The organism is Nocardiopsis suaedae (assembly GCF_027706745.1).
Taxonomy (GTDB): Bacteria; Actinomycetota; Actinomycetes; order Streptosporangiales; family Streptosporangiaceae; genus Nocardiopsis_A; species Nocardiopsis_A suaedae.
Genome location: NZ_JAQFWP010000023.1, coordinates 63590 through 86706 on the forward strand (window position 1 = coordinate 63590; position 23117 = coordinate 86706).

Sequence of the window (23117 nt, forward strand, 5' to 3'; positions counted from 1 at the left end):
CGAGCAGCGAGGACGTACGAGCGTGGACGCCAAGGACATGGGTGACGCCCTGGAGAAGGTGCTGGTCACCGAAGAGCAGATCGAGGCGCGGCTGAAGGAGCTCGCGGCCGAGATCGACGCCGACTACGCCGGCAAGGACCTCCTGCTCGTGGGGGTGCTCAAGGGCGCCGTCATGGTCATGGCCGACCTGGCCCGCGGGCTGTCCCACGCGGCGGAGATGGACTGGATGGCGGTCTCCTCCTACGGGGCCGGGACCACGTCCTCGGGCGTGGTGCGCATCCTCAAGGACCTGGAGGCCGACATCTCCGGCCGCAACGTCCTCATCGTCGAGGACGTCATCGACTCCGGCCTGACGCTGTCCTGGCTGGTGGGCAACCTGCGCTCGCGCGGCCCGTCCTCGGTGGAGGTGTGCACGATGGTGCGCAAGCCGCTGGCCTTCGACGTCGACCTGGACGTCAAGTACATCGGGTTCGACCTGCCCAACGAGTTCATCGTCGGGTACGGGCTCGACTACGCCGAGAAGTACCGCAACCTGCCCTTCATCGGCACCCTCGCGCCGCAGGTGTACGAGCGGTGACCGGCGGCGCCGGGAACATCTCGGGCGGTGCGCGCGTTGCCGTCATGACGGCGCGTCGCAGCAGTGCGACCGATCACGGGCGGGGTGTAGCGTCGGTCACCCCGGCATAGATTACTGGAATTACGTGTCCGATAGGTCCCGTTTCCGACCCGGTGCCCTAACGCCGTGTCGGGGCAGAGGCCGCCTGGTCAGGAGGGACGGACCCAGCGGGGTTCCGTATAGATGAATCTCAAGCGTTTGTACCGCGGGCCGTGGCTGTACATTCTGGCCATCGGCGTCATCCTCTTCGCCGTCTTCAACTTCACCGGTCTGGGGGGCGGCTCCGGCCCGGAGAAGCAAGACACCTCGACGGTCATGCAGCTGATCGACGACGGCGACATCGACAACGCCAAGCTCGTCGACAAGGAGCAGCGGGTCGAGGTCACCACCGACGACGGCGAGGTCTACGAGGCCTACTGGGTCGGCGACCAGGGACGGCAGATCGCCGACCGGCTCGGCGAGCTGGAGCAGGACGGCCAGCTGGACTCCTACGACGTCGAGGTGCCCCAGGAGAGCATCTGGACGGGGCTGCTGTTCAGCTTCCTGCCGCTGGTCATCATCATCGCCATCTTCCTGTTCATCATGAACCAGATGCAGGGCGGCGGCTCCCGGGTGATGAACTTCGGCAAGTCCAAGGCCAAGCTGATCAGCAAGGACACGCCCAAGAGCACCTTCGCCGACGTGGCCGGGGCCGACGAGGCGATCGAGGAGCTGCAGGAGATCAAGGAGTTCCTGCAGACCCCCGCCAAGTTCCAGTCCATGGGCGCCAAGATCCCCAAGGGCGTGCTGCTCTTCGGCCCGCCCGGCACCGGCAAGACCCTGCTGGCCCGCGCCGTGGCCGGTGAGGCCGGGGTGCCGTTCTACTCCATCTCCGGCTCCGACTTCGTCGAGATGTTCGTCGGCGTCGGCGCCTCCCGCGTGCGCGACCTGTTCGAGCAGGCCAAGGCGAACGCCCCGGCGATCATCTTCGTCGACGAGATCGACGCCGTGGGCCGCCACCGCGGCGCCGGCATGGGCGGCGGCCACGACGAGCGGGAGCAGACCCTCAACCAGATGCTGGTGGAGATGGACGGCTTCGACGTCAAGACCGGCGTCATCCTCATCGCCGCCACCAACCGCCCCGACATCCTCGACCCCGCGCTGCTGCGCCCGGGCCGCTTCGACCGCCAGATCGTCGTGGACCGCCCGGACATGGAGGGCCGCAAGGGCATCCTGAGGGTGCACGCCAAGGGCAAGCCCATGGCCGACGACGTCGACCTGGACGTGGTCGCCCGCCGCACCCCCGGGATGACCGGCGCCGACCTGCAGAACGTGGTCAACGAGGGCGCCCTGCTGTCGGCCCGCGCCGGCAAGGACCTCATCGACATGGCCACCCTGGAGGAGGCCATCGACCGCGTCATGGCCGGGCCCGAGCGCAAGACCCGGGTGATGAGCGACGCGGAGAAGAAGGTCATCGCCTACCACGAGGGCGGCCACGCCCTGGTGGGCCACGCGCTGCCCAACGCCGACCCGGTGCACAAGGTCACCATCCTGCCGCGCGGGCGCGCCCTGGGCTACACCATGTCCCTGCCGACCGAGGACAAGTTCCTCACCTCGCGCTCGGAGATGATGGACCAGCTCGCCATGATGCTCGGCGGGCGCGCCGCCGAGGAGCTCGTCTTCCACGAGCCCACCACCGGCGCCGCCAACGACATCGACAAGGCGACCTCGCTGGCCCGCAACATGGTCACCGAGTACGGCATGAGCGAGCGCCTGGGCGCCCGCAAGTTCGGCTCCGGCAACACCGAGCCGTTCCTGGGCCGGGAGATGTCGCACGCCCGCGAGTACTCCGAGGAGATCGCCTCCCTCATCGACGAGGAGGTGCGCCGCCTCATCGAGTCCGCGCACGACGAGGCCTTCGAGGTGCTCGTGGAGTACCGGGACGTCCTGGACGACCTGGTGCTGCACCTGCTGGACAAGGAGACGGTCTCCAAGGAGGAGGTCCTGGAGATCTTCGCGCCGGTGCGCAAGCGCCCCTCGCGCGGCTCCTTCACCGGCTACGGCAAGCGCCAGCCCTCGGGCCGGCCCCCGATCAAGACGCCCAAGGAGCTGGCCCTGCTCGGCCCGCAGGACGTGGAGGACCTGGTGTCCGGCAACGGCCAGGTCGACTACACCGGCGGGGCCGAGGGCGCCGCCGAGCGGTCCGGCCACGGTGCGGGCCACGGTGACGACGACGGGCGGGACACCCGCAACGGGCAGGACCCGGCCGTCGGCGGTGACGAGCAGAGAGGGGACGGGGAGTGACCGCACTGCCCGACCGCCCGCCCGAGGACGGCATCGACCAGGCGCGCATCGAGAAGGCCGTCCGGGAGATCCTCCTGGCCATCGGCGAGGACCCGGACCGGGACGGGCTGCAGGACACCCCGTCCCGGGTGGCCCGCGCCTACGCCGAGCAGTTCTCCGGGCTGCACCAGCGGCCCGGGGACGTGCTCACCACGGTGTTCGAGGCCGAGCACGAGGAGATGGTGCTGGTCAAGGACATCGAGCTGTACTCCACCTGCGAGCACCACCTGGTGCCGTTCTACGGCAGCGCCCACGTGGGCTACATCCCCAACGCCAAGGGGCAGATCACCGGGCTGTCCAAGCTGGCCCGGCTGGTCGACGTGTACGCCCGCCGCCCGCAGGTGCAGGAGCGGCTCACCACCCAGGTGGCCGACGCGGTGATGGAGCACCTGGACCCGCGCGGGGTCATCGTGGTGATCGAGGCCGAGCACCTGTGCATGACCATGCGCGGTGTGCGCAAGCCCGGCGCGAAGACCGTCACCTCGGCGGTCCGCGGCGACTTCCGCAACCGGGATCGCACGCGGGCGGAGGCGATGAGCCTCATCCTGGGCCACCGCTGACCCCGCTTCTCGTAGGGTGAGGGCATGGCGTCGACGACATACGGGCTCCCGGGGCTCCCCCGGCGGGAGCGCTGCCTGGTGATGGGGGTCGTCAACGTGACCCCCGACTCCTTCTCCGACGGCGGCCGGTGGTTCGACCACGGCCGCGCCGTCGAGCACGGCCTGCAACTGGCCGCGCAGGGGGCCGACATCGTCGACGTCGGCGGCGAGTCCACCCGGCCCGGGGCCCAGCGGGTCTCGCTGGACGAGGAGCTGCGCCGGGTCGTCCCGGTCGTGCGGGAACTGACCCGGCAGGGGGTCGCCGTCAGCATCGACACGATGCGCGCGCAGGTCGCCGACCACGCCGTACAGGCGGGGGCGGTCCTGGTCAACGACGTCAGCGGAGGACTGGCCGACCCGTCCATGGCGCCGCTGGTCGCCAAGGCCGGGGTGGCCTACGTCCTCATGCACTGGCGCGGCCACAGCCACGACATGCAGCGGCGCGCGGTCTACACCGACGTGGTCGCCGAGGTCCACGATGAACTGCGGGACCGCATGGAGGCGATGGTCGACGAGGGCGTGGACCCCGCGCAGATCGTGCTCGACCCCGGGCTGGGCTTCGCCAAGAGGCCCGAGGAGGCCCACAACTGGCAGCTCCTCGCGCACCTCGACCGCTTCGACGATCTGGGACGCCCATTGCTGATCGCCGGTTCACGCAAACGGTTCCTCGGCAGACTGCTGGCCGACGCCGACGGCCACGACCGCCCGTTCTCCGAATCCGATGACGCCACCCTGGCGCTCACCGCGCTGTCGGCCGCCAACGGCGCCTGGTGCGTGCGGGTGCACGACGTGCGTCCCAGCGCCGACGCGGTGCGGGTGGCCGCCGCCTGGCGCACCGGGGGCGCCCTGCTGGACGAGGGCCGCGCCGACGCGGTCGGCCGCGGCGGGAGCGGCCGGTGAGGTCCCGCCAGGAGGTCATGGAGCGCGTGGCCGAGGCCAACGCGCAGTTCTACGGCGCCATCGAGAACGGCGACATCGACGCCATGCACCGGGTCTGGGCCGAGGAGGACGAGGCCCCCGACCTGGTGTGCGTCAACCCGGGCTGGCCGCTGCTGCGCGGCCGCGCCGAGATCCTGCGCGCCTGGGCGCTGATCATGGCGAACGTGCCCTACATCCAGTACGTGCTCACCGACACCCATATCGGCGTCAGCGGCGACGTCGCCATGGTGACGTGCGAGGAGAACGTGCTCACCGCCGAGGACGGCAGCCCCGGGTTCGTCGCGGGCGGCCAGGTGGTCACCACCAACATGTTCGTGCACACCCCGCAGGGGTGGCGGCTGTGGTCGCACCACGCCTCCCCGGTGATGCCGGACGACGAGGAGGACGGCGAGCAGGGGGGCGCACCCGCCGAATGAGCCAGGACACCGACATCGACACCGCGGCCGCGCGGGGCGACCGGATCGCCCTGCGCGGCCTGCGGGCCTACGGCTACCACGGGGTCTACGGCCACGAGCGCCGCGAGGGCCAGGACTTCGTGGTGGACGCGGTGCTGGAGGTGGACACCCGCCCGGCCGCGGCCAGCGACGACGTCGCCGACACGGTGCACTACGGGGAGCTGGCCTCGCGCCTGGTGGAGGTCGTCACCGGGGAACCGGTGAACCTGCTGGAGGCGCTGGCCGAGCGGCTGGCCCGGGTCTGCCTGGAGGAGAAGCCGGTGCGGCGCGCGGAGGTCACGGTGCACAAGCCGTCGGCGCCCATCCCGCACGCCTTCGAGGACGTCTCGGTGACCGTGGTCAGGGGGGCCGAGTGAGGACGGCGCGCACGGCCGTGCTGGCCCTGGGGTCCAACATGGGCGACCGGATGGCCACGCTGCAGGGGGCGGTGGACGCGCTCACCGGCCCCGGGTCCGCCCCCGGGCTGGAGGCGGCCGCGGTCTCCCCGGTGTACGAGACCGCGCCGGTGGGCGGTCCCGAGCAGGGGCCCTACCTGAACGCGGTGCTGGTCGCCGAGTGCGCCCTGGCCCCGCACGGGCTGCTGGCCCGCACCCAGGAGGTGGAGAAGCGCTTCCACCGGGTGCGGGAGGTGCGGTGGGGGCCGCGCACCCTGGACGTGGACATCATCGCGCTGGGCGGTGAGCTCAGCGGCGACCCCGACCTGACGCTGCCGCACCCGCGGGCGCACGAGCGCGCGTTCGTGCTGCGCCCCTGGGCCGACGCCGACCCGGGCGCCGTGCTTCCGGGCCGCGGCCCGGTGGCGGATCTGCTGGCGGCCGTGGCCGACCAGGAGGCGGACCGCCGGGACGACCTGGAACTGGTCCTCCCGGGGCGGGGGGTCTGAACCGTGTCCCACGACGACCAGGAGTGGGGCCGCGACGAGCCGGACACCGGCTCCGGCCGGGGGCGGGGCGGCCCCGGCGGCCCCGACGACGAGCGGCGCATGCACCCCATCGGGTGGAAGGTGCCGATCGCGGTGGCGGTCGCCTCGGCGCTGGCGGCCTACCCGCTGGTGGCCGCGTTCTACGGTGAGCTGCCCCCGCTGCCGTGGACGGCGGTGCCGACCCTGCTGCTGCTGGCGGTGGGTGAGGCGATCACCGGGTACCACACCCGCCGCCGCATCCGCCGGGACCCGGGGACCGAGCCCGTCGAGCCGCTGAGCGCGGCGCGGCTGGTGGCCCTGGCCAAGGCGAGCGCGCTGGTCGCGTCCCTGGTCGTGGGGGTGTTCGCGGGCATGGCGGTGTACCTGGGCGGCCGGTTGCAGACCCCGCTGCCCAGAGAGGACTTCTTCACCTCGCTGGGCACGATGGCCGCGGGGATCGTGCTGTTCGGGGCGGCGGTGTTCCTGGAGTGGGCCTGCCGCGTCCCCGACGACGACTCCGAAGGCGAACCGGGCCGGGCGTAGCGGCGCGGTCCCCCGCCCCCCTGCCGATGATCTCGACGAAAGTGCTGTCATTCCTGCGGTTTTGACAGCACTTTCGTCGAGATCATCACGGGCAGGCCCTCTGGACGGACTCCGGACGGACGCGTATGCGGGCCGCACGCTCGCCCATGTGCCCGGCGGCCGCCGCGCGCTTGGATCGAGGCATGACGAACGACGACGGCATCTTCAGCACTGACGGCGACATCCTCGTCCTCGCGGCCACCGGCAAGACCGGCCGCCGGGTGGTCTGGCGGCTCCGTGAGGCGGGCGTCCCGGTCCGCGCGGCGTCGCGTTCCAGCGAGGTCGCCTTCGACTGGACCGATTCGGGGACCTGGGGGCCCGCCCTGGACGGCGTGCGCGCGGTCTACCTGGTGGCCCCCGAGGACCCCGCGCCCATCGGCGACTTCGTCGCCTCGGCGGTCGCGGCGGGGACCGAGCGGTTCGCCGTGCTCTCCGGCCACGGCATCCAGCACTCGGGGCCCGGTTTCGGGCAGGGCATGGCCGCCGCCGAGGAGGCGGTCCGGGGATCGGGGGCCGCGTGGACGCTGATCCGGCCCAACAACTTCTTCCAGAACTTCACCGAGGACCTGTGGCTGGAGCCGGTCCGCTCCGGGCGGCTGGCGCTGCCCATCGGCACCGTCCCCGAGCCCTTCGTGGACGCCGAGGACGTGGCGGCGGTCGCCGTGGCGGCGCTGACCGGGGACGGCCACGACGGGCAGGTGTACGAGCTGTCCGGGCCGCGGGCGATCACCTTCGCGGAGGCGGCGCGGGCCATCGGGGAGGCGGCGGGGCGCGAGGTCCGGTTCGAGGAGCTGACCCCGGAGCAGTACGTCGGCGAACTCCTCGCCCAGGGGATCCCGAAGGAGTTCGCCTCGCTGCTCGACGCGATGTTCGCACTGCACCGCGACGGGCACACGGCCGACGTCGTGGACGGTGTGCAGCGCGCGCTGGGGCGTCCGGCCGCCGACTTCCATGAGTGGGTGCGCCGCACCGCCGAAACCGGTGTGTGGGCCTGAGCCTGACTTGGTCGGCGGAACGCGCCCGGCCGGTGCACCCGGAGCCAGGACGGATGGCCCCGGACCGCACCGGCCGGGCGCGTCGGTGTGCGGCGGCTACCCCGTGCGCCGCGCCCTGAGGACCGTGTCGCGCGTGTGGTGCGCCCCTTCGGGAACAGCGGGGCGCGGGCGGATCTCGTTCACCTCGATGGTCCACTCGTCGCCGAGGACCTCGGCGACATCGGCGGGCCAGTAGTAGGCGGTCGCGTCGATCTCCCGCCACTGCTGGGGGCCGAAGTCGTCGGCGCAGTGGCCGACGTACAGCAGCGTCCCGCCGGGGGCCACGGTCTCCAGCAGCGCCTTGAGGGCGGTGTGCCCCTCCTGGACCGGCAGCGGGAAGAAGTGCGCTGACACCAGGTCGAACGGGCCGGGCGGCGGGGGATCGGCGGTCACGTCCGCTCGGGTCCAGGCCACCCGTTCGGCGAGGGGGCCGCCGGAGGCGGCCGCGCGGTCCAGCGCCACCTGGGAGATGTCCACGGCGGTGACCCGCCAGCCCCGGTCGGCCAGCCACAGCGCGTCGGCACCCTCACCGGCCCCGAGGTCGAGCGCGCGGCCGGGCGGTAGGCCCTCCGCCTCGTCGACGAGCACCCCGTTGGGGTTCCCGCTGAACAGCCGCTCCTGGCTGCTGTACCGCTCGTCCCAGGTCTGCGCGTCCATGTTCCCCGTCCCTTCCCCCGTACGTCGTCGACCGCCAATGTGGTCCCGCGTCCGCGGTGAAGGCAAACGCCGTTGCCGAAGCGGCAACCGGCGTGGGACGGAGGGGCCCCGCGCAGACGGACGCACATGGGGCCGATACGCGCACGCATGGGATCGGGGGGCCCACATCGCGACGATGGATCCATGGATACTCGACCTGTTCTCGTCATCGGCGGTACCGGAACGATCGGCAGGCGCGTCGTCGCCGCCCTCCGCGACGAGGGCGTCCCCGTGCGGGCGGCGTCGCGCCGGTCCGAGGTTCACTTCGACTGGGACGACCCCGGCACCTGGGCGGCCGCGCTCGACGGTGTCCGGGCCGCCTTCATCACCCCGCTCGACGTGCCCCCCTCGCGTACGCCGGCCCTGGTGGGGCAGGCGGTCGCGGCCGGGGCCGAGCGCCTGGTCCTGCTGTCCGCGCGGGGCGTGGAGGTGCCCGGTTACTTCGGGCCCGAGTCGGTGATCACCGAATGCCACCTCGCAGGCGAGCGAGCCGTCCGCACGTCGGGCGCCGCCTGGACGGTGCTGAAGCCGGCCTGGTTCGCGCAGAACTTCAGTGAGGGCCTGTTCCGCGATGGGGTCGTGGCGGGGGAGCTGGCCCTGCCGGTCGGGGGCGGCCGCGCGGCGTTCGTGGACGCCGACGACATCGCGGCTGTGGCCGTGGCGGCACTGACCGAGGAGGGGCACGACGGGCAGGAGTACGAGCTGTCCGGGCCGCGGGCGCTCGGCGTCGCCGACGCGCTGGCCGAGATCTCCCGCGCGACCGGCCGACCGGCCCGGTTCGCGGACGTGACCGTGGAGGGCTTCACGGAGATGCTCGCCGGGGTGGGGGTGCCCGCAGAGGATGCGGCCGTCTGGGCGAACGCGCTGACCCCGATCCGCACGAGCGGGGACGCGGTGATCGCCGATGGGGTCGAGCGCGCGCTGGGCCGCCCGCCCCGCGACTTCGCGGCCTTCGCCGACGACGCGGCGAAGTCCGGCGCCTGGGAGGGGTGACCGCCCACCCCGAGGCAGCGCCCCGAGCCCACACCGCGCGCCCGGTCCCCCGTGGACCCGGGCGCGCGGCGCGTTCATGCGGTGTTACGCGGCTTCATGGAGCTCGTGCATGGGTGGTCGCCTCACCAGGAGCGGACGCAGTCGATGTACGGGCGGACGTGGAAGGGGCGCTGGAAGGAGGTGAGGGCGGAGTCGAGGGCGTCGAGCGTGGTGGCGGCGACGGTGATCTCGGGGTCGATGCGGTTGGTGGCGAGGTAGGGGGTGGTGACGGTCGACCGGTAGCTGAGGCACCAGTCGGCGCGATGGGTGTGGTGGACGAGGAGGAAGGCGTCGTAGTCGGGCGGGACATCGGGGTCGGGGGAGCGGGTGTGCGTCGAGCGGCGAGCGGTGGGGGCGGAGGCGCGGGCGATCGCCTTCTGCTCCGGCTGCTCCGGGGCGGGGCACAGGCCGCGTGCGTGCCGGGGCTGGTGCGGGTTGGGCGAGGGGAGCGCGAGAAGGGCGGGGCAGGCGAGGAGGAGGATCATCGCCAGGAGGTTGAGGAGGACCGGGAAGCGGTCCGAGTCGCGGTGGTGGATACCCTGGGACATGTCGTCACCTCTTGCTCAGGTGATGGCCACGCCCTCGGACGGTGGCTGCCGTCGCGAGGGCTCTTCGTGTATGAAGCAAGGTCTCACCAGGCGAAATGCCGATCCAGGTGCAGTGGATCATCGGTGAAAAGCAGTGGGGCCATGACAAGTCCGAGCAACAAGTGTGGAGTTGTGGACGAAAACTGTGGAATCGCCCCGCGAGTAGCGGCCGGTGTGTGACACTCGATTGCATGGTCAAGGTCGGCAACGACGTCACCATCCGGTGGGGCCGTGCACTACAGGAATTCCGGTCCTCCCGGGGTATGACCCAATCGGCGCTGGGGCGTGCGCTCGGTGTGGGCGGGACGGCGATCTCGAACCTGGAACGTGGTGTTCGGCGCCCTTCGCACGAGAACCTTCAGCTTCTCGACTCCACACTGGAGACGGGCGGCAAGCTGAAGCGCCTGTGGACCGAGCTCAACCAGTCAGGTCACCTCGCCTGGCTGGGGAGGCTGTCGGAGCTGGAGCAGGAGGCCGTCTCCATCCAAGAGTTCCAGAACCAGCTCATACCGTCTCTATTGCAGACAGAGCAGTACGCACTGATGGTCATGAAGGCCATCTCTCCGTGGCTGCCGATCGAACGGGTCAAGGAAGGCGCCCGTATTCGCTGCGAACGAGGGGAGCGTTTCCTGGAGAGGTCTTCCCCGTTCATGGTCGCTGTGGTGAGTGAAGCGGTCTTGAGTGGACCGGTGGATGACCGTGTTGTGATGAGAGAGCAGCTAGAGCATCTGGTCTCGGTCGCGGCGGAGGGGCGAATCAGTCTTCAAGTCGTTCAACCAGGCGGACATCCGGGGTTGGTCGGACCGTTCAAGGTCCTGACGCCTCAAGCAGGTCCGGCGGTGATCTACACGGAGTCCGCGTACAAGGGGCAGTTCGTCGACGACGCCGCTGTGGTGGCAGAATTCAGGCTGAGGTTCGGACATATCCAGGCAGAGGCCGACAAGCCGAGCGCCTCGCTCGATCGTGTTCGTGAGGTGCTGGAAGGGTTGAAGGATGACTGAGCAGAACTGGCACAAGTCCTCCTACAGCGGCGGGAGCGGGAGCTGCATCGAGGTCGCACTGCAGTGGCGCAAGTCCTCCCACAGCAAAGGGGGGCATCAGGAGTGCGTCGAGGTCGCGCACCACTGGCACAAGTCCTCCTACAGCGGCGGCGTGCACCAGGACTGCGTCGAGGTCGCCGAAGGCCCCACGACGGCCGTCCGTGACACCCGCAATCGCGACCTCGGGCACCTCTCCTTCCCCGCCTCTGAGTGGGCGGCCCTCCTCCACGTCATCCGACGGGGATGACCGCCTCCTCCGGTGATGCCTCCGCCGCCTGCCGGTAGGCGGTGGGGCTCACCCCCCTGGACGCGCTTGAACGCCGCGCTGAAGCCGAACGCGTCCGCGTACCCCACCCTCCGGGCCACCGCCGCGACCGTCATGTCCGGTCGGTGCAGCAGGTCCGCCGCCAGCGTCATCCGCCAGCCGGTCAGGTACGCCATGGGGCCCTCGCCCACCTGTTCGGCGAAGCGCTTGGCGAACGTCGACCGTGACACCCCCGCGCGCGCCGCCAGCGACGCCGTCGTCCACGCGTGCGCCGGGTCCTCGTGCATCGCCTGCAGCGCGGGCCCCGCCACGTCGTCGCTCAGCGCCCGGTAGTAGTTCGGCGACTCGGCCTCCGACAGCTCGAACCACCCCCGCAGGGTGCACACCAGCAGCCAGTCCAACAGCCGGTCCAACACGATCTGCCGCCCCGGCCGCCCGCACACGAGCTGCATCTCCAGGTAGGCCCGCATGGTCTTGCACTCCTCGTTCTCGTCCGGGACGACGAGCACGGACGGGAGCACCTGGAGCAGCCGCTGCGGCACCTGCGCGCGCACGTCGTACGCGGCGGCGAGGACCACGGTCTCGGCCTGGAGGTCGTCCGGACCCTCCTCACCGCCGGGGGCGGCCCCCTCGTCGGACAGGCACCGCACCTCCCGCCGCACCGCCGACCGGTCCGCGTCCGGGTCGTCGGTGAGCGTGAACGGGGCGGGCCCGCGCACGATCGCCGCCTCGGCCTCCACGACCCGGCGCCGCGCCCCGTCCTCCGTGAGGATCCACACCGATCCGCGCATGGGGATGACCAGCGTCAGGTAGGCCTCATCGGTGAAGTGCAGCGACCACGGCGGACGCAGCGCCGACCGCCCGAACACCGCGCCCTGCCCGCGCACGCCGCGGAGGAGTTCATCGAACACGTCCATGGAGGCACCCTATGGGGCGCCCCCTCGTTGATCTCGGGGAAGTCGGGCTTAAGAGGGCCGCCATAAGCCCGACTTCCCCGAGATCAACAAGACGGGGCGGGGTCAGATCGCGATGAGCTTCTGGGCCTCGCCGTCCTCCAGGGACGTGCGCGGACCCGAGTGCACCACCCGGCCGGCGTCGATGACCGCCACCTCGTCCGCCAGGCGCAGTGCCACGTCCATGTACTGCTCAACGAGGAGCACCGCCACACCGCGTTCGGCCACCGTGCGGATCACCTCCTCGATCTCGGCGACGATCGACGGCTGGATGCCCTCCGTCGGCTCGTCCAGCACCAGCAGCTTCGGCGCGGTCACCAGCGCGCGGGCGATGGCGAGCTGCTGGGCCTGCCCGCCGGACAGGAACCCGGCCCGCCGGTCCAGCAGGGGGCGCAGGCGCGGGAACAGCTCCAGCGCCTCCTCCACCGCCTCGGGGCCCGCCCGGCCGGCCGCCTCGCGCGCGACTGAGATGTTCTCCGCCACCGTCATGGGCGCGAACGTGCCGTGCCCCTGGGGCGCGTACCCGATCCCGTCCCGGACCCTGCGGTGCGGGCGCGCCCGAGTGATGTCCGCACCGTCGAGGACGACGCGCCCCGCCGTCGCCGGGAGCAGCCCCGCGACCGTATTGAGCAGCGTCGTCTTGCCGACCCCGTTGCGGCCCATCACGCACGTCACCGCACCGCTCTCGGCGCGCACGGAGACGTCGAACAGCACCTGGGCGCGCCCGTACCCGGCGCAGACCCCGTCCACCTCAAGCATCGGCGGTCTCCTTCTCGGCCGCGGGCCCGGACGTGGGTCCGGCTTCGGGCCCGTCCTCGGCCGCGGACCGGCCCAGGTACACCTCGGCCACCCGCTCGTCGGCCCGCACCTCCTCCAGCGTCCCCTCGGTCAGCACGCGCCCCTCGTGCAGCACGGTCACCGTCCGGGCGTGCCGCCGCAGGAACTCCATGTCGTGCTCGACCACCAGCACCGTGGTGTCCTGCGCGATCTCTTCGAGCAGCTCCCCGGTGCGCTCGCGCTCGGCGGCGCTCATCCCGGCCACCGGCTCGTCGAGGAGCAGCAGCCGGGGCCGCTGGGCCAGCAGCATCGCGATCTCCAGCCACTGCCGCTGCCCGTGGGACAGCCCGCCCGCCTTCCGCTCGGCCAGGTCGGCCATGCCGACCCGCTCCAGCGCCTCGGGCACGTCCGCCCGGTCGCGGCGGCGCAGCAGACGGTGCGGGGCGAGCCGGAACGAGGCCGCGAGGTCGACGTTGTCGGCGACGGTCAGCGCGTCGAACACGGCGGCGGTCTGGAACGTGCGCCCGATGCCCGACCGCACCGTTCGGTGCTCGGCCAGGCCGGTGGTGTCCGCGCCGTCGAAGCGCACCGTGCCCGACGTGGGGCGGGTCCGGCCGGTGACGACGTCGATCAGGGTGGTCTTCCCGGCCCCGTTGGGGCCGATGAGGAAGCGCAGCTCGCGCTCCTCGACGGCCAGGTCCACCCCGTCCAGGGCGGTGAAGGAGCCGAAGGAGACGGTCAGTCCGGAAACGGTGAGCAGGGCGTTCATCGGCTTCTCCTCACGGAGGGGAGGCGGGACGCGAGGGATTCGGCGAACCCGGCGAGTCCGCGCGGGGCCAGGGCGATCACGGCGACGAACAGCGCGCCCTGCAGGTAGAGCCAGCCCCCGGCGAAGCTCTCGGAGAACGCGGTCTCCGCGGTGCCGAGCGCCACCGCGCCGATCGCCGCGCCGGTCAGCGAGTGGCGGCCGCCGAGCGCCGCCATGAGCACCAGCTGGATGGAGGGGATCACCCCGACGAGCGCGGGGGTGATGATCCCGGTCGCGGGCACGAACAGCGCCCCGGCGACGCCCGCCGCGACCGCCGAGAGCGTGTAGGCCGATGCCTTGACCCACGTCGGGTCGTAGCCGAGGAAGCGGACCCGCTCCTCGGAGTCGCGCACCGCGACCAGCAGTGACCCGTAGCGGGAGTCCATCAGCCGGGTGTAGGCCGCCCACACGGCCAGCAGGAACCCCGCCACCGCGAAGTACAGGCCGGTGCGCGCCGCGCCGGTGGACAGGTCGACCCCGGCGAGCACGGGCAGGTTCGTCAGCCCCGATGAGCCGCCGGTCAGGTGTTGCTGGCCGATCAGCAGGATCGCGAAGGCGGCGGCGAGCGCCTGGTTGAGGATCGCGAAGTAGGCCCCGCGGACGCGGCGGCGGAACACCGCCCACCCCAGCAGCGCGGCGACCGCGCCGGGCAGGACGACCACCGCGGCGAGGGTGAACGCCAGGCTCCGGAACGGCTGCCATAGGAGGGGAAGGGACCCGATCCCGTTCCACACCATGAATTCGGGGAGGGCGCCGTCTGGGGCCGCGGCCAGGGTCATGTGCGCGGCCATGGCGTAGGCGCCCAGGCCGAAGAACACCCCGTGCCCCAGGGTGAGCATCCCGCCGCGCCCCCAGGCCACGGCGATGCCGACGGCGACGATCGCGTAGCAGAGGTAGCGGGTGAGCAGCCCGAGGCGGAACTCGTCGAGCAGCAGGGGCATGACGGCCAGGACGACGGCGGCGGCCACCCCGATCAGCAGCGTGGGCGGGACGCCCGACAGGAGCCGGGCGCGCGCGGCGGGTCCGGTGGACACGTTCCGGTCGGTGGCCTCGGGAACGGATCCGGCGGCGGTTTCGGTGGGGTTCGCTGCGGTCATGCCAGGGCCCTCGTCTTGACGGAGAACAGTCCCTGCGGCCGGGCCTGCAGGAACGCGATGATGACGGCGAAGACGACGACCTTGGCCAGGCTGGCGCCCGTCCACAGCTCGCTGTAGGCGTTGAGCGCCCCGAGCGCGAAGGCGGCGATGACCGCGCCGCGCAGCTGCCCCAGCCCGCCGACCACGACCACCAGGAACGCGTCCACGATGTAGGAGGAGCCGATGGACGGGCCGATCGGGCCGATGAGGGCCAGCGCCACCCCGGCCACGCCGGCCAGGCCCGACCCGACCGCGAACGTGGCCGCGTCGACCCGGCCCACCGGGATGCCCGACACCGCGGCCAGGTCGCGGTCGTGCAGCACGGCGCGCATGTACCGCCCGGAGCGGGACCGGCCGATGTACAGCGCGATCGCGACGACGGCGACCGCCGCCAGCAGGATGATGAACAGCCGCGAGTGGTGCAGCCACACGCCGAGCACGCCGGTGCCCCCGGCCAGCCAGGAGGGGGCGGCCACGTCCACGTTGGGCGCGCCGAACACGTCCCGGGCGAGCTGCTGGAGCAGCAGGCTCACCCCGAATGTCAGCAGCAGGGTGTCCAGCGGGCGTCCGTAGAAGTGCCGGATCAGCCCGCGCTCCAGGGCCAGGCCCATGAGCGCGGTGACCGCGAAGGCGACGGGCAGCGCCACGAGCACGGCACTGCCGCCGAGCCCCGCCCAGGCCTGCAGGGCGAACGCGGTGTAGGCGCCCACCATCAGGAACTCGCCGTGGGCCATGTTGATGACGCCCATCTGCCCGAACGTGAAGTTCAGGCCGAGGGCCGCCAGGAGCAGGACCGCGCCGACGGCCGCGGCGATCGGCAACTGCGTGAGTAGGGCGTCCATGCGTCCCTTCTTCCAGGGGTCGAGGGAACGGATTGCGGGGTGCCGCCGGGGGAGGGCGGACCGGGGGCGCGAAGGGGGCCGGGGGCGGCACGGCCAGTCGGCCAGCCTGCCGACCGCCCGACCGCCGGGCCTCACGGGCGGATCGGGGCCGCCCAGTCGTATCCGGCCAGGTAGGGGTCGGGGGTGATGGGCCCGCCCGAGTTCGCCACCTCCGTGATGGCGCCGTCGCCGCCGATCCGGCCGATGCGCGCGGTCTTGGCCAGGTGCTGGGACTCGGCGTCGAAGGTGACGGGGCCCTCGGGGGCGTCGATGGTCAGCCCCGCCGCCGCCTCGCGCACCGCCCCGGTGTCGAAGCCCCCGGCGGCCTCCGCCGCGGCCGCCCACAGGTGGACGGCGTTGTAAGCGGACTGCATGGGGTCGGAGGTGACGCGCCGCGGCCCGTACTCGTCCTGGAAGGCCGCGACGAAGTCCCGGTTCTCGGGGGTGTCGGTGGTCTGGAAGTAGTTCCAGGCCACCAGGTGCCCGTCGAGGATCTCGGGGCCGATGCCGCCGACCTCCTCCTCGGCGACGCTGACGCTGAGCACCGGCATGTCGTCGGCGGTGATGCCGCTGGAGCGCAGCTGCTTGAAGAAGGCGACGTTGGAGTCGCCGTTGAGGGTGTTGAAAACCGCGTCCGGGCGCGCGCGGGCGATCTTGGCGGTGACGGTGGTGTACTCGGTGTGCCCGAGCGGGGTGTAGTCCGTCCCGGTGATCTCGATGCCGTGCGCCTCGGCGTAGGCGGAGATGACGCGGTTGGCGGTGCGCGGGAAGACGTAGTCGCTGCCGACCAGGTGGATGCGCGTGTGCCCCTGTCCGCGCAGGTGGTCGAGGGCGGGGACGATCTGCTGGTTGGTCGTCGCGCCGGTGTAGACGATGTTCGGGGAGGACTCCATGCCCTCGTACTGCACCGGGTAGAACAGCAGGCCGTCCTCGGCCTCGAACACCGGCAGCATCGCTTTGCGGGACGCCGACGTCCAACCGCCGAACACCGCGGCGACGCGGTCGCTCATCAGCAGTTTGCGGGCCTTGTCGGCGAAGGTGACCTCGTCGGAGGCGCCGTCCTCGACGACCGGCTCGATCCTGCGCCCGAGCACCCCGCCGGCGGCGTTGACGCGCTCCACGGCCAGCAGGACCGCGTCGCGCACGGTGACCTCGCTGATGGCCATGGTCCCGGAGAGCGAGTGGAGCATGCCCACGCGCACCGTGTCCCGGGTGACGCCCGGCCCGGAGGGGGCGCAGCCGCCGGTGAGCGCCGCTCCGGTACCGGCCAGGGCGGCCGCCAGGAACGTTCGTCTTCGCACCGATTTCCTCCCCGATGTCGCGGTCCTGCTCCGGGGAGTGTGAACGGCGGCTGTTTCCCGGGAAGGGCGCCTCCGTTACGCGTCGGTTTCCGTGCATGTGGGCTGGTTCGCCCGGCTCGCCGTTGCTAATTTAGGCAAGGCTTGCCGAACTTCACGACCGGAGGTCCCCCATGCCCACTGACCGCACCGCCCGCCCGGCGCCGGGCCGCCGGACCGTCCTGCTGGCCGGCGGGGCCCTCGGGGCGGCGGCCGCCGCCACCGCCTGCGGCTCGGGCACGGGACGGCCGGACACCGCGCAGGCCCCGGCCGGAAGCGGCTTCCCGATCACGGTCGAGCACAAGTACGGATCGACCGAGGTCCCCGCCCCGCCCAAGCGGATCGTCACCGTGGGCCTCAGCGACCACGACGCGGTGCTCGCCCTGGGCGAGGCGGGCGCCCTCGTCGGCGTCACCGACTGGTACGGGGACTACGACCACGCCGCCTGGCCGTGGGCGCAGGAGGCGCTCGGCGGCGCCGAGCCCGAGGTGATGCCGCGCCCCGAGGGCGACCGGCCCGACGTCGAGCGGGTGGCGGCCCTGGAACCGGACCTCGTCCTCGGCCTGTACTCCGGCATCACCGAGGAGGACTACGAGGCGCTGTCGGCGGTCGCCCCGACCGTGGCCCAGCACCCCGACCACCCCGACTGGGGCGCGCCGTGGGAGGAGATGACCCTGTCCATCGGCCGGGCGCTGGGGAAGGAGGACGAGGCCGCCGCCCTGGTGGAGGACGTCGACCGGTCGTTCGCGGAAACGCGCGAGGAGTACCCGGAATTCGAGGGCACGGAGGTCGTGCTCGCCGAGCGGCTCGACGACGGGTTCGTCGTGCGCTCCCGAACCGATCCGCGTATGCGCCTCCTGGAGTCCCTGGGGTTCGTGATGCCGGAGGACTTGGCGGAGAAGGCCGGGGACAAGGACGTCGTGGACGTCTCGGCGGAGGACTTCGACCTGCTGGACCGGGAACTGCTGGTGTGGAACGCCGGATGGAACCCGGAGATGCGCGAGGAGCTCGCGGACATGGGCGTGTACACGTCCCTGGACGTCAACAAGGACGGCCGCGCGGTCATCGTCGACGGCGAGGAGGTCTCCGGCGCGCTCACCTGGAGCACGGCGCTCAGCCTGCCGTACGCGGTCGAGAAGATCGCGCCGATGCTGGCCGAGGCGCTGGAGGGCGGCGGCGTCACGCTGTGACCGGCCGCCCCGGAGCGGGCGGGAGGCGGAGACGGGCCCACACGCCAGGGGTGTGTGGGCCCGTCTCCGGCCGTCCGGCGGGACCGCCGGGGATCAGGCGTCGATGACCGCCGTGGTGGCGGCCTTGTCGTGCAGCGCCTGCTGGCGGGGGTCGAAGAGGATCCACAGGCAGCTGATCCAGCCCAGCAGGTAGTAGATGAGGGTGCGCAGCATGCTCGCGCCCATGCGGGGGTTGCCGAGCGTGTTCAGGTCGATGACGCGCATCTTCATGATCCGCTTGCCGGGGGTGGAGCCGCGCTTGGCCTCGGCCCGGCCCTTGTAGAGGAACGGCAGCGCGAACAGCAGGGCGTAGCCGGCGAGCATCCCGATCATCATGACGACGGCCGTCCAGGCGGCGGGCTCGCCGGTCGGGGAGGACGAGGCCGTGAGGCCCAGCAGCAGCGCGGGGCCGCCCATCAGGACGAGCATGATCCCGAGGCTGATGAGTCCCATGAACAGGCCGTCGAGCAGGGCCGCCGCGAAGCGCCGCCCCTTGTCGGCCGCCACCGTCCCGGGCGGCAGCATCTCCTGCTGCCCGTACGGGTTGCCTTGCTGCTGGTAGTAGCCGCCCTGCTGGGCGTACCCCTGCTGCCCGTAGCCCTGCTGGTACTGCTGCTGCCCGTACGCCTGCTGGTATTGCTGGTCATAGCCCTGGTGGCCGTACCCCTGTTGCCCATAGCCGGGCTGCTGGCCGTAAGGGGGCTGCGAAGAAGGATCCATGAGCGGGGTCGCTCTCTTTCGGCGTCATGGGATGGGGGTGCTTCACCATTGTCGCATTTGGGCCTTACGGTCCTCACGCGTCCATGGCACGCTCTCCGTGCTCATCTTCCGACATCGGGCCTCGAAGGGCACCCCCAATGCCGTTCACGCGCACGGGTCTGACGACCCTACTGTCCGCCTCCGTCATCACCGCCCTCCTCGCCCCGCCCGCTGCAGCGTCCGCCGACGCGTCGAGCGCGCCCGGGGGCGGGACCGCCGCCGCGGCCGCGTCGTCGGAGTGGATGGCGGCCCTGCCCGACGACGCGTCCCTCGCCTCCCTTTCGGTACCCGGAACACACGACACGGGCGCATGGACCGGCTCGGCGTGGAGCCGCACCCAGGACATGGACCTGAGCACGCAGCTGGAATCGGGCGTGCGCGCGCTCGACGTCCGCACCCGTCACTTCCGCGACGCGTTCCCGATCCACCACGGCGCCGAGTACCTTCACCTGAACTTCACCGACGTGGTGACCGACACGGCGGCCTTCCTGCGCGAGCACCCCACCGAGACCGTGTTCATGCGGCTGAAGAAGGAGCACACCGAGGAGGAGAACACCCGTACCTACGAGGAGACGCTCGACCACTACATCGGGTCCGACCCGGATACCGCCCCGCTCCTCGCCGAGCACCTGTGGCGCCCTTCAGGGGGAGAGCGCGTTCCCGCCCTGGGGGAAGTGCGCGGCAAGATCGTCATCCTGCAGGACTTCGACGCCTCCAAGGAATACGGAATCCGCTGGGGCGGCCCGAACACCGACATCCAGGACGACTACCGGGTGCCCACGCTCTTCGACATCCCCGAGAAGTGGGGGAAGGCGCGCGGCCATTTCGAGAAGACCGCGGCCGGGCCGTCTGGGACGCTCTTCATCAACCACCTGAGCGGGTCCGGAGCCCCGTGGGCCAATCCGAGGGAGGTGGCCACAGGTGGCCTCGGATTCGACGGCGTCAACGACTACGCGCGGCCGTACCTGCAGGACAGCGCGGCGGAGGGGACGCTTCCGCGTACGGGGGTGGTGATGATGGACTTCCCTGGCCAGGCGCTGATCGACGCGGTCGTGGCACACAACGGGCGGACCGTGGCACAGGGGGCGTGACCCTCCGAATCCGGGTGGTTCCCCGCCGGTAGACTTCCTGCGGCCCGACCGCCCCCCGCCCCCGAGAGGTCACCCCGTGGAGTCTTCGCGCGAGCAGCTCATCGCCAGCATCACCGCAGTGGTGGAGAGGTCGCCCGCGGATCCCGTCCTGCGCCTGCACCTGGCGGAGCTGCTGCTCGACGGCGGAGACGGCGCCGCCGCCATCCCGCACATCGCGACCGCGCTCCAGCAGGACCCGGCCTCGGAGAAGGCCAAGGAGCTGATGTCCAAGGCCCTGGGCACACCGGCCGCGCCCGCCCCGCAGCCTGCACAGCCCGCGCAGTCGGCACAGCCTCCGCAGGGCGCCGCGCCGGAGAGCGCACCCCCGGGCATGCCCCAGGACGGCCCGCCGGCCGACTACCGGCCCGAACCGGCCGGGGGCAACGGCTTCGGATTCTCCGAAGGCGGGGGAACGGCCACGCTCACGCCCGAGGAAGGCGCGCGCGGCGGCGACGCCACGCCCCCTGGCGCCGCCCTGCCGCCCCTCACCGGGGACCCCGGGCTTCCCGACCCGTTGGCCGACGACGACTTCCCCACCGAGCGGGAGAACACCACCCTCGCCGATGTCGCGGGGATGGAGAAGGTCAAGGAGCGCATCAACGCCGCCTTCCTGATGCCGATGCGCAACGAGGAACTGCGCAAGGCCTTCTCCAAGAGCCTCCGCGGCGGCCTGCTCCTCTATGGGCCCCCGGGGTGCGGCAAGACCTACATCGCCCGCGCCATCGCGGGCGAGATGGGCGCGCGCTTCCTGTACGTGTCGGTCGCCGACATCCTCGACGGCAAGAGCTCGCGCAACGTCCAGGCCCTCTTCCGCCAGGCGCGCCAGTACAGCCCGTGCGTCGTGTTCATGGACGAGCTCGACGCCATGGGCGGGCGGCGCGGCAACATGGCCGCGTGGCTGCGCCCCGTCGTCACGCAGCTCCTGACGGAACTGGACTCGGTCGAGGAGGACAACGAAGGCGTCTTCTTCCTCGCGGCGACCAACCACCCGTGGGACATCGACAGCGCCCTCAAGCGGCCCGGCCGCCTGGACCGCATGCTCTTCGTGCCGCCGCCGGACGAGAAGGCGCGCGCGGCGATCGTCGGAATGGAGCTGAAGGACCGCCCGTCCGCGGGGATCGACGCCGCGAAGATCGCCAAGCACACCGACGGGTTCTCCGGCGCCGACATCACCTACCTGGTGGAGAGCGCGGCCGAGCGCGCGTTGCTGGAGTCCGCCCGCACCGGCGCCGTGCGGCCCATCGGCATGGACGACTTCCGCGCGGCGCTCGGCGAGCTCCGCCCGTCCACAGGCCCGTGGATGGAGACCGCGCGGAACATGGTGGAGTTCGGGTCGGCCGACGGCGCCTACGACGAACTCGCCGACTTCATCCGCCGCCACCGCTCCTGGCGGTGACGGCGGCCATGCCCGGCTCCGGAACCGGTGTCGACGACCTGGCCCACCAGGCCGCCCTCCGCCTGGACGGGGGGAAGCCCGCGGAGGCGCTCCCCCTCATCGAGCGTGCGCTCACCTCCCAGCCCGAGTCGGGGCGCCTGTGGAGGCTGAAGGCGGTGGCGCACGAACGCCTCGACCAGGACGAGAAGGCCATCGAGGCCTCCCGCAAGGCGATCGCCCTGAACGGCGAGAGCGCCGACGCCTACGCCATCATGGCCTTCGCCATCATCGGCCTGGGGCGTGCGCACGACGCCTACAGGTCGGGGGAGGCCATCCTCCGGCTGGACCCCGACTCCGTCCGCGGGCACATCATCGTCGCGATGTCCCTCGCGGACTGCGTGCGCAAGCGCTTCCCAGGGGCCCACACATTCCCCGCGCAAGCGCGCGCGGCCGTGCAGCGCGCCGTCGAGCTCCAGCCCGAGGACCACTGGGTGCAGGGGCAGGTCGGTGTCGTGCTGCGCTGGCTCGGCAGCGACAAGGAGGCGGTGTCGCACTTCCGGGAGGCGCTGCGGCTGAACCCCGAGTACGTGCACGCCTTGCGCAACCTCGCCGCCATCGAGGCCAAGCGGCGCCGCAGGATGGCGTCGTTGCGGTACCTGCGTGCCGTGCTCGCCCTCGCACCGGGGGACAAGAGCATCCTGCACTCCGCTTACGGCATATGCCGCCGGACGACCCGGGTAATCGTGCTGGGGTCGGTGGCGGCGGCCATCGTGGCCATGAACGTCGCGATCCCCGTCATGCAGACGCCGTCGGGCGAAGGTGATTCGGGCCTCTTCTGGCTCCGCATGGCGGTCGCGGGCGTGACCACTGTTGCCGCGGCGGCCGCCTTCGCCTACCTGGTCCGGATCCCCAAGGAGATCCGGCGTTCCCTTCTGCAGCGCCGCGCGGGCCGCCCATGGGCGGTGGCGTTCGCGCTCGTTCCGCTGTCCGCAGCCGCGATCGGCTGGCTGCCGCCGTCCTGGATCGGCCTGCCCATCGTGCTGTTCGTCGGGGCCCTCGTCGCCAACGCCGTGCTGGTGCGCGTCGTGGACCGGGACGCGTTCGACCTGCGCGACCCCTGGGAGCGGTCCGGACCCTCCTGGGGGCGGCCCGACGAGGCGCCGCACCCGGCAGCGCCCGAACGGCGGTTCGCGGCCCTGGTGATCGACGCCCTCGTCATCGGGCTGACCTGCCTGCTCACCTACCTCGGCCTGGTGTTCTGCCTGGTGATCGCGGTGAGGCTGACCCCGATCCCGCCGGGGGCGGTCACGCTGTACATCGGTTCGGCGCTGGTCGTCCTCGGCGTCCTGGCGGCGCCGCTGGCCTACCTCTGGCTGCCGACGGCCCGCACGGGGCAGACGGTCGGCAAGCGCAGGATGGGCATCAGGGTCGTCGACCCGGAGACGGCCGGGCCGCCGTCGCGGAAGGCGGCCGCGGTGCGCGCGGGGCTGATGGTCGTCTTCATGGTCGCACCGTTCCTGTTCCTGGCCGACGCGGTGCTCATGCTGCGCGACCGCCCCTACCTGCGGACCGCGAGGGACCACTTGACCGGGACGTGGGTCGTCCAGGCCTAGGGCGTGTTTTTTAGATCATGTGCGGTCGGGGCGAGCGCGTAGGCGGATGAG

The 23117-nt window shown here is 72.0% G+C and carries 24 protein-coding genes and 1 pseudogene; 16 read left to right on the forward strand and 9 right to left on the reverse strand.

From position 1 onward, the window contains the following. Positions 1 to 22: 22 nt before the first annotated feature. The 9 genes from hpt to O4U47_RS14065 all read left to right on the forward strand — a co-directional run bounded on the left by hpt (position 23) and on the right by O4U47_RS14065 (position 7409). Complete coding sequence (gene hpt / locus O4U47_RS14025) at positions 23 to 577, forward strand: hypoxanthine phosphoribosyltransferase (RefSeq protein ID WP_270678286.1); 555 nt, start codon at positions 23 to 25, stop codon at positions 575 to 577. Between the two features lie 222 nt (positions 578 to 799). Continuing rightward, positions 800 to 2899 carry an ATP-dependent zinc metalloprotease FtsH gene (gene ftsH / locus O4U47_RS14030; protein WP_270678287.1) on the forward strand — a complete coding sequence of 700 codons (2100 nt, stop codon included), beginning with the start codon at positions 800 to 802 and terminating at the stop codon, positions 2897 to 2899. Continuing rightward, positions 2896 to 3498 carry a GTP cyclohydrolase I FolE gene (gene folE / locus O4U47_RS14035; RefSeq protein WP_270678288.1) on the forward strand — a complete coding sequence of 201 codons (603 nt, stop codon included), beginning with the start codon at positions 2896 to 2898 and terminating at the stop codon, positions 3496 to 3498. The genes ftsH and folE overlap by 4 nt, the downstream gene beginning before the upstream one ends. Before the next feature lie 24 nt (positions 3499 to 3522). Further along, on the forward strand, positions 3523 to 4437 hold the full coding sequence (gene folP / locus O4U47_RS14040; protein WP_270678289.1) for a dihydropteroate synthase: 915 nt from the start codon (positions 3523 to 3525) through the stop codon (positions 4435 to 4437). Beyond that, on the forward strand, positions 4434 to 4892 hold the full coding sequence (locus O4U47_RS14045) for a nuclear transport factor 2 family protein (RefSeq protein ID WP_026123213.1): 459 nt from the start codon (positions 4434 to 4436) through the stop codon (positions 4890 to 4892). The genes folP and O4U47_RS14045 overlap by 4 nt, the downstream gene beginning before the upstream one ends. Continuing rightward, a complete protein-coding gene (folB, locus tag O4U47_RS14050; protein ID WP_270678290.1) occupies positions 4889 to 5287 on the forward strand; it encodes a dihydroneopterin aldolase in 399 nt (132 codons plus the stop codon). Before O4U47_RS14045 ends, folB begins: the two co-directional genes overlap by 4 nt. Positions 5288 to 5325: 38 nt before the next feature. Then, positions 5326 to 5814 carry a 2-amino-4-hydroxy-6-hydroxymethyldihydropteridine diphosphokinase gene (folK, locus tag O4U47_RS14055; RefSeq protein ID WP_270678309.1) on the forward strand — a complete coding sequence of 163 codons (489 nt, stop codon included), beginning with the start codon at positions 5326 to 5328 and terminating at the stop codon, positions 5812 to 5814. A gap of 3 nt (positions 5815 to 5817) precedes the next feature. Further along, positions 5818 to 6375, forward strand: a complete 558-nt coding sequence (locus O4U47_RS14060) for a DUF3180 domain-containing protein (RefSeq protein WP_270678291.1) — start codon at positions 5818 to 5820, stop codon at positions 6373 to 6375. 182 nt (positions 6376 to 6557) lie between these two features. Next, a complete protein-coding gene (locus O4U47_RS14065; protein WP_270678292.1) occupies positions 6558 to 7409 on the forward strand; it encodes an NmrA family NAD(P)-binding protein in 852 nt (283 codons plus the stop codon). Between the two features lie 96 nt (positions 7410 to 7505). On the opposite strand, the gene O4U47_RS14070 is transcribed toward O4U47_RS14065, so the two are convergent. Continuing rightward, complete coding sequence (locus O4U47_RS14070; RefSeq protein ID WP_270678293.1) at positions 7506 to 8105, reverse strand: class I SAM-dependent methyltransferase; 600 nt, start codon at positions 8103 to 8105, stop codon at positions 7506 to 7508. A 183-nt stretch (positions 8106 to 8288) separates the two neighbouring features. Here O4U47_RS14070 and O4U47_RS14075 point away from each other — a divergent pair, with 183 nt between their 5' ends. After that, entirely contained in the window at positions 8289 to 9137 is an 849-nt protein-coding gene (locus tag O4U47_RS14075) for an NAD(P)H-binding protein (protein ID WP_270678294.1), read from the forward strand. A gap of 122 nt (positions 9138 to 9259) precedes the next feature. Here the strand turns inward: O4U47_RS14075 and O4U47_RS14080 are convergent, their stop codons facing one another. Then, positions 9260 to 9724 (reverse strand): hypothetical protein, encoded by a 465-nt coding sequence (locus tag O4U47_RS14080; protein ID WP_270678295.1) that lies wholly within the window; start codon positions 9722 to 9724, stop codon positions 9260 to 9262. A 230-nt stretch (positions 9725 to 9954) separates the two neighbouring features. Here O4U47_RS14080 and O4U47_RS14085 point away from each other — a divergent pair, with 230 nt between their 5' ends. After that, positions 9955 to 10764: a helix-turn-helix domain-containing protein gene (locus tag O4U47_RS14085; RefSeq protein ID WP_270678296.1), complete on the forward strand. Its 810-nt coding sequence runs from the start codon at positions 9955 to 9957 to the stop codon at positions 10762 to 10764. After that, positions 10757 to 11050 carry a DUF397 domain-containing protein gene (locus O4U47_RS14090; protein WP_270678297.1) on the forward strand — a complete coding sequence of 98 codons (294 nt, stop codon included), beginning with the start codon at positions 10757 to 10759 and terminating at the stop codon, positions 11048 to 11050. The genes O4U47_RS14085 and O4U47_RS14090 overlap by 8 nt, the downstream gene beginning before the upstream one ends. Here the strand turns inward: O4U47_RS14090 and O4U47_RS14095 are convergent. The 6 genes and pseudogenes from O4U47_RS14095 to urtA all read right to left on the reverse strand — a co-directional run bounded on the left by O4U47_RS14095 (position 11034) and on the right by urtA (position 16924). Next, a pseudogene (locus O4U47_RS14095) lies at positions 11034 to 11985 on the reverse strand (AraC family transcriptional regulator). The gene O4U47_RS14090 and the pseudogene O4U47_RS14095 overlap by 17 nt on opposite strands. Before the next feature lie 102 nt (positions 11986 to 12087). Next, positions 12088 to 12780, reverse strand: coding sequence for an ATP-binding cassette domain-containing protein (locus O4U47_RS14100; RefSeq protein WP_270678298.1), 693 nt, complete (start codon positions 12778 to 12780; stop codon positions 12088 to 12090). Next, positions 12773 to 13567 (reverse strand): urea ABC transporter ATP-binding protein UrtD, encoded by a 795-nt coding sequence (urtD, locus tag O4U47_RS14105; protein ID WP_270678299.1) that lies wholly within the window; start codon positions 13565 to 13567, stop codon positions 12773 to 12775. The genes O4U47_RS14100 and urtD overlap by 8 nt, the downstream gene beginning before the upstream one ends. Continuing rightward, positions 13564 to 14703: an urea ABC transporter permease subunit UrtC gene (gene urtC / locus O4U47_RS14110; protein ID WP_270678300.1), complete on the reverse strand. Its 1140-nt coding sequence runs from the start codon at positions 14701 to 14703 to the stop codon at positions 13564 to 13566. Before urtC ends, urtD begins: the two co-directional genes overlap by 4 nt. Continuing rightward, positions 14700 to 15584, reverse strand: a complete 885-nt coding sequence (gene urtB / locus O4U47_RS14115) for an urea ABC transporter permease subunit UrtB (RefSeq protein ID WP_270678301.1) — start codon at positions 15582 to 15584, stop codon at positions 14700 to 14702. The genes urtC and urtB overlap by 4 nt, the downstream gene beginning before the upstream one ends. A 131-nt stretch (positions 15585 to 15715) precedes the next feature. After that, positions 15716 to 16924 (reverse strand): urea ABC transporter substrate-binding protein, encoded by a 1209-nt coding sequence (gene urtA / locus O4U47_RS14120; RefSeq protein WP_270678302.1) that lies wholly within the window; start codon positions 16922 to 16924, stop codon positions 15716 to 15718. 170 nt (positions 16925 to 17094) lie between these two features. Between urtA and O4U47_RS14125 the strand changes: the two genes are divergently transcribed. Next, positions 17095 to 18150: an iron-siderophore ABC transporter substrate-binding protein gene (locus O4U47_RS14125; protein WP_270678303.1), complete on the forward strand. Its 1056-nt coding sequence runs from the start codon at positions 17095 to 17097 to the stop codon at positions 18148 to 18150. A gap of 93 nt (positions 18151 to 18243) precedes the next feature. Here O4U47_RS14125 and O4U47_RS14130 read toward each other — a convergent pair whose 3' ends face one another. Continuing rightward, complete coding sequence (locus O4U47_RS14130) at positions 18244 to 18909, reverse strand: RDD family protein (RefSeq protein WP_270678304.1); 666 nt, start codon at positions 18907 to 18909, stop codon at positions 18244 to 18246. Positions 18910 to 19046: 137 nt separating this feature from the next. Between O4U47_RS14130 and O4U47_RS14135 the strand changes: the two genes are divergently transcribed. The 3 genes from O4U47_RS14135 (at position 19047) to O4U47_RS14145 (ending at position 23066) form a co-directional block, all read left to right on the forward strand. Continuing rightward, positions 19047 to 20039, forward strand: a complete 993-nt coding sequence (locus O4U47_RS14135; protein WP_270678305.1) for a phosphatidylinositol-specific phospholipase C — start codon at positions 19047 to 19049, stop codon at positions 20037 to 20039. A 76-nt stretch (positions 20040 to 20115) separates the two neighbouring features. After that, a complete protein-coding gene (locus O4U47_RS14140; protein WP_270678306.1) occupies positions 20116 to 21474 on the forward strand; it encodes an ATP-binding protein in 1359 nt (452 codons plus the stop codon). A gap of 8 nt (positions 21475 to 21482) precedes the next feature. Further along, entirely contained in the window at positions 21483 to 23066 is a 1584-nt protein-coding gene (locus tag O4U47_RS14145) for an RDD family protein (protein ID WP_270678307.1), read from the forward strand. Positions 23067 to 23117 lie beyond the last annotated feature (51 nt).

Coding starts and splice junctions, on each gene's coding strand:
- ftsH (WP_270678287.1), top strand. CDS start 800: ATGAATCTCAAGCGTTTGTACCGCGGGCCGTGGCTGTACATTCTGGCC.
- folP (WP_270678289.1), top strand. CDS start 3,523: ATGGCGTCGACGACATACGGGCTCCCGGGGCTCCCCCGGCGGGAGCGC.
- folB (WP_270678290.1), top strand. CDS start 4,889: ATGAGCCAGGACACCGACATCGACACCGCGGCCGCGCGGGGCGACCGG.
- folK (WP_270678309.1), top strand. CDS start 5,326: ATGGGCGACCGGATGGCCACGCTGCAGGGGGCGGTGGACGCGCTCACC.
- O4U47_RS14065 (WP_270678292.1), top strand. CDS start 6,558: ATGACGAACGACGACGGCATCTTCAGCACTGACGGCGACATCCTCGTC.
- O4U47_RS14070 (WP_270678293.1), bottom strand. CDS start 8,105: ATGGACGCGCAGACCTGGGACGAGCGGTACAGCAGCCAGGAGCGGCTG.
- O4U47_RS14075 (WP_270678294.1), top strand. CDS start 8,289: ATGGATACTCGACCTGTTCTCGTCATCGGCGGTACCGGAACGATCGGC.
- O4U47_RS14080 (WP_270678295.1), bottom strand. CDS start 9,724: ATGTCCCAGGGTATCCACCACCGCGACTCGGACCGCTTCCCGGTCCTC.
- O4U47_RS14085 (WP_270678296.1), top strand. CDS start 9,955: ATGGTCAAGGTCGGCAACGACGTCACCATCCGGTGGGGCCGTGCACTA.
- O4U47_RS14090 (WP_270678297.1), top strand. CDS start 10,757: ATGACTGAGCAGAACTGGCACAAGTCCTCCTACAGCGGCGGGAGCGGG.
- O4U47_RS14100 (WP_270678298.1), bottom strand. CDS start 12,780: ATGCTTGAGGTGGACGGGGTCTGCGCCGGGTACGGGCGCGCCCAGGTG.
- urtD (WP_270678299.1), bottom strand. CDS start 13,567: ATGAACGCCCTGCTCACCGTTTCCGGACTGACCGTCTCCTTCGGCTCC.
- urtC (WP_270678300.1), bottom strand. CDS start 14,703: ATGACCGCAGCGAACCCCACCGAAACCGCCGCCGGATCCGTTCCCGAG.
- urtB (WP_270678301.1), bottom strand. CDS start 15,584: ATGGACGCCCTACTCACGCAGTTGCCGATCGCCGCGGCCGTCGGCGCG.
- O4U47_RS14125 (WP_270678303.1), top strand. CDS start 17,095: ATGCCCACTGACCGCACCGCCCGCCCGGCGCCGGGCCGCCGGACCGTC.
- O4U47_RS14130 (WP_270678304.1), bottom strand. CDS start 18,909: ATGGATCCTTCTTCGCAGCCCCCTTACGGCCAGCAGCCCGGCTATGGG.
- O4U47_RS14135 (WP_270678305.1), top strand. CDS start 19,047: ATGCCGTTCACGCGCACGGGTCTGACGACCCTACTGTCCGCCTCCGTC.
- O4U47_RS14145 (WP_270678307.1), top strand. CDS start 21,483: ATGCCCGGCTCCGGAACCGGTGTCGACGACCTGGCCCACCAGGCCGCC.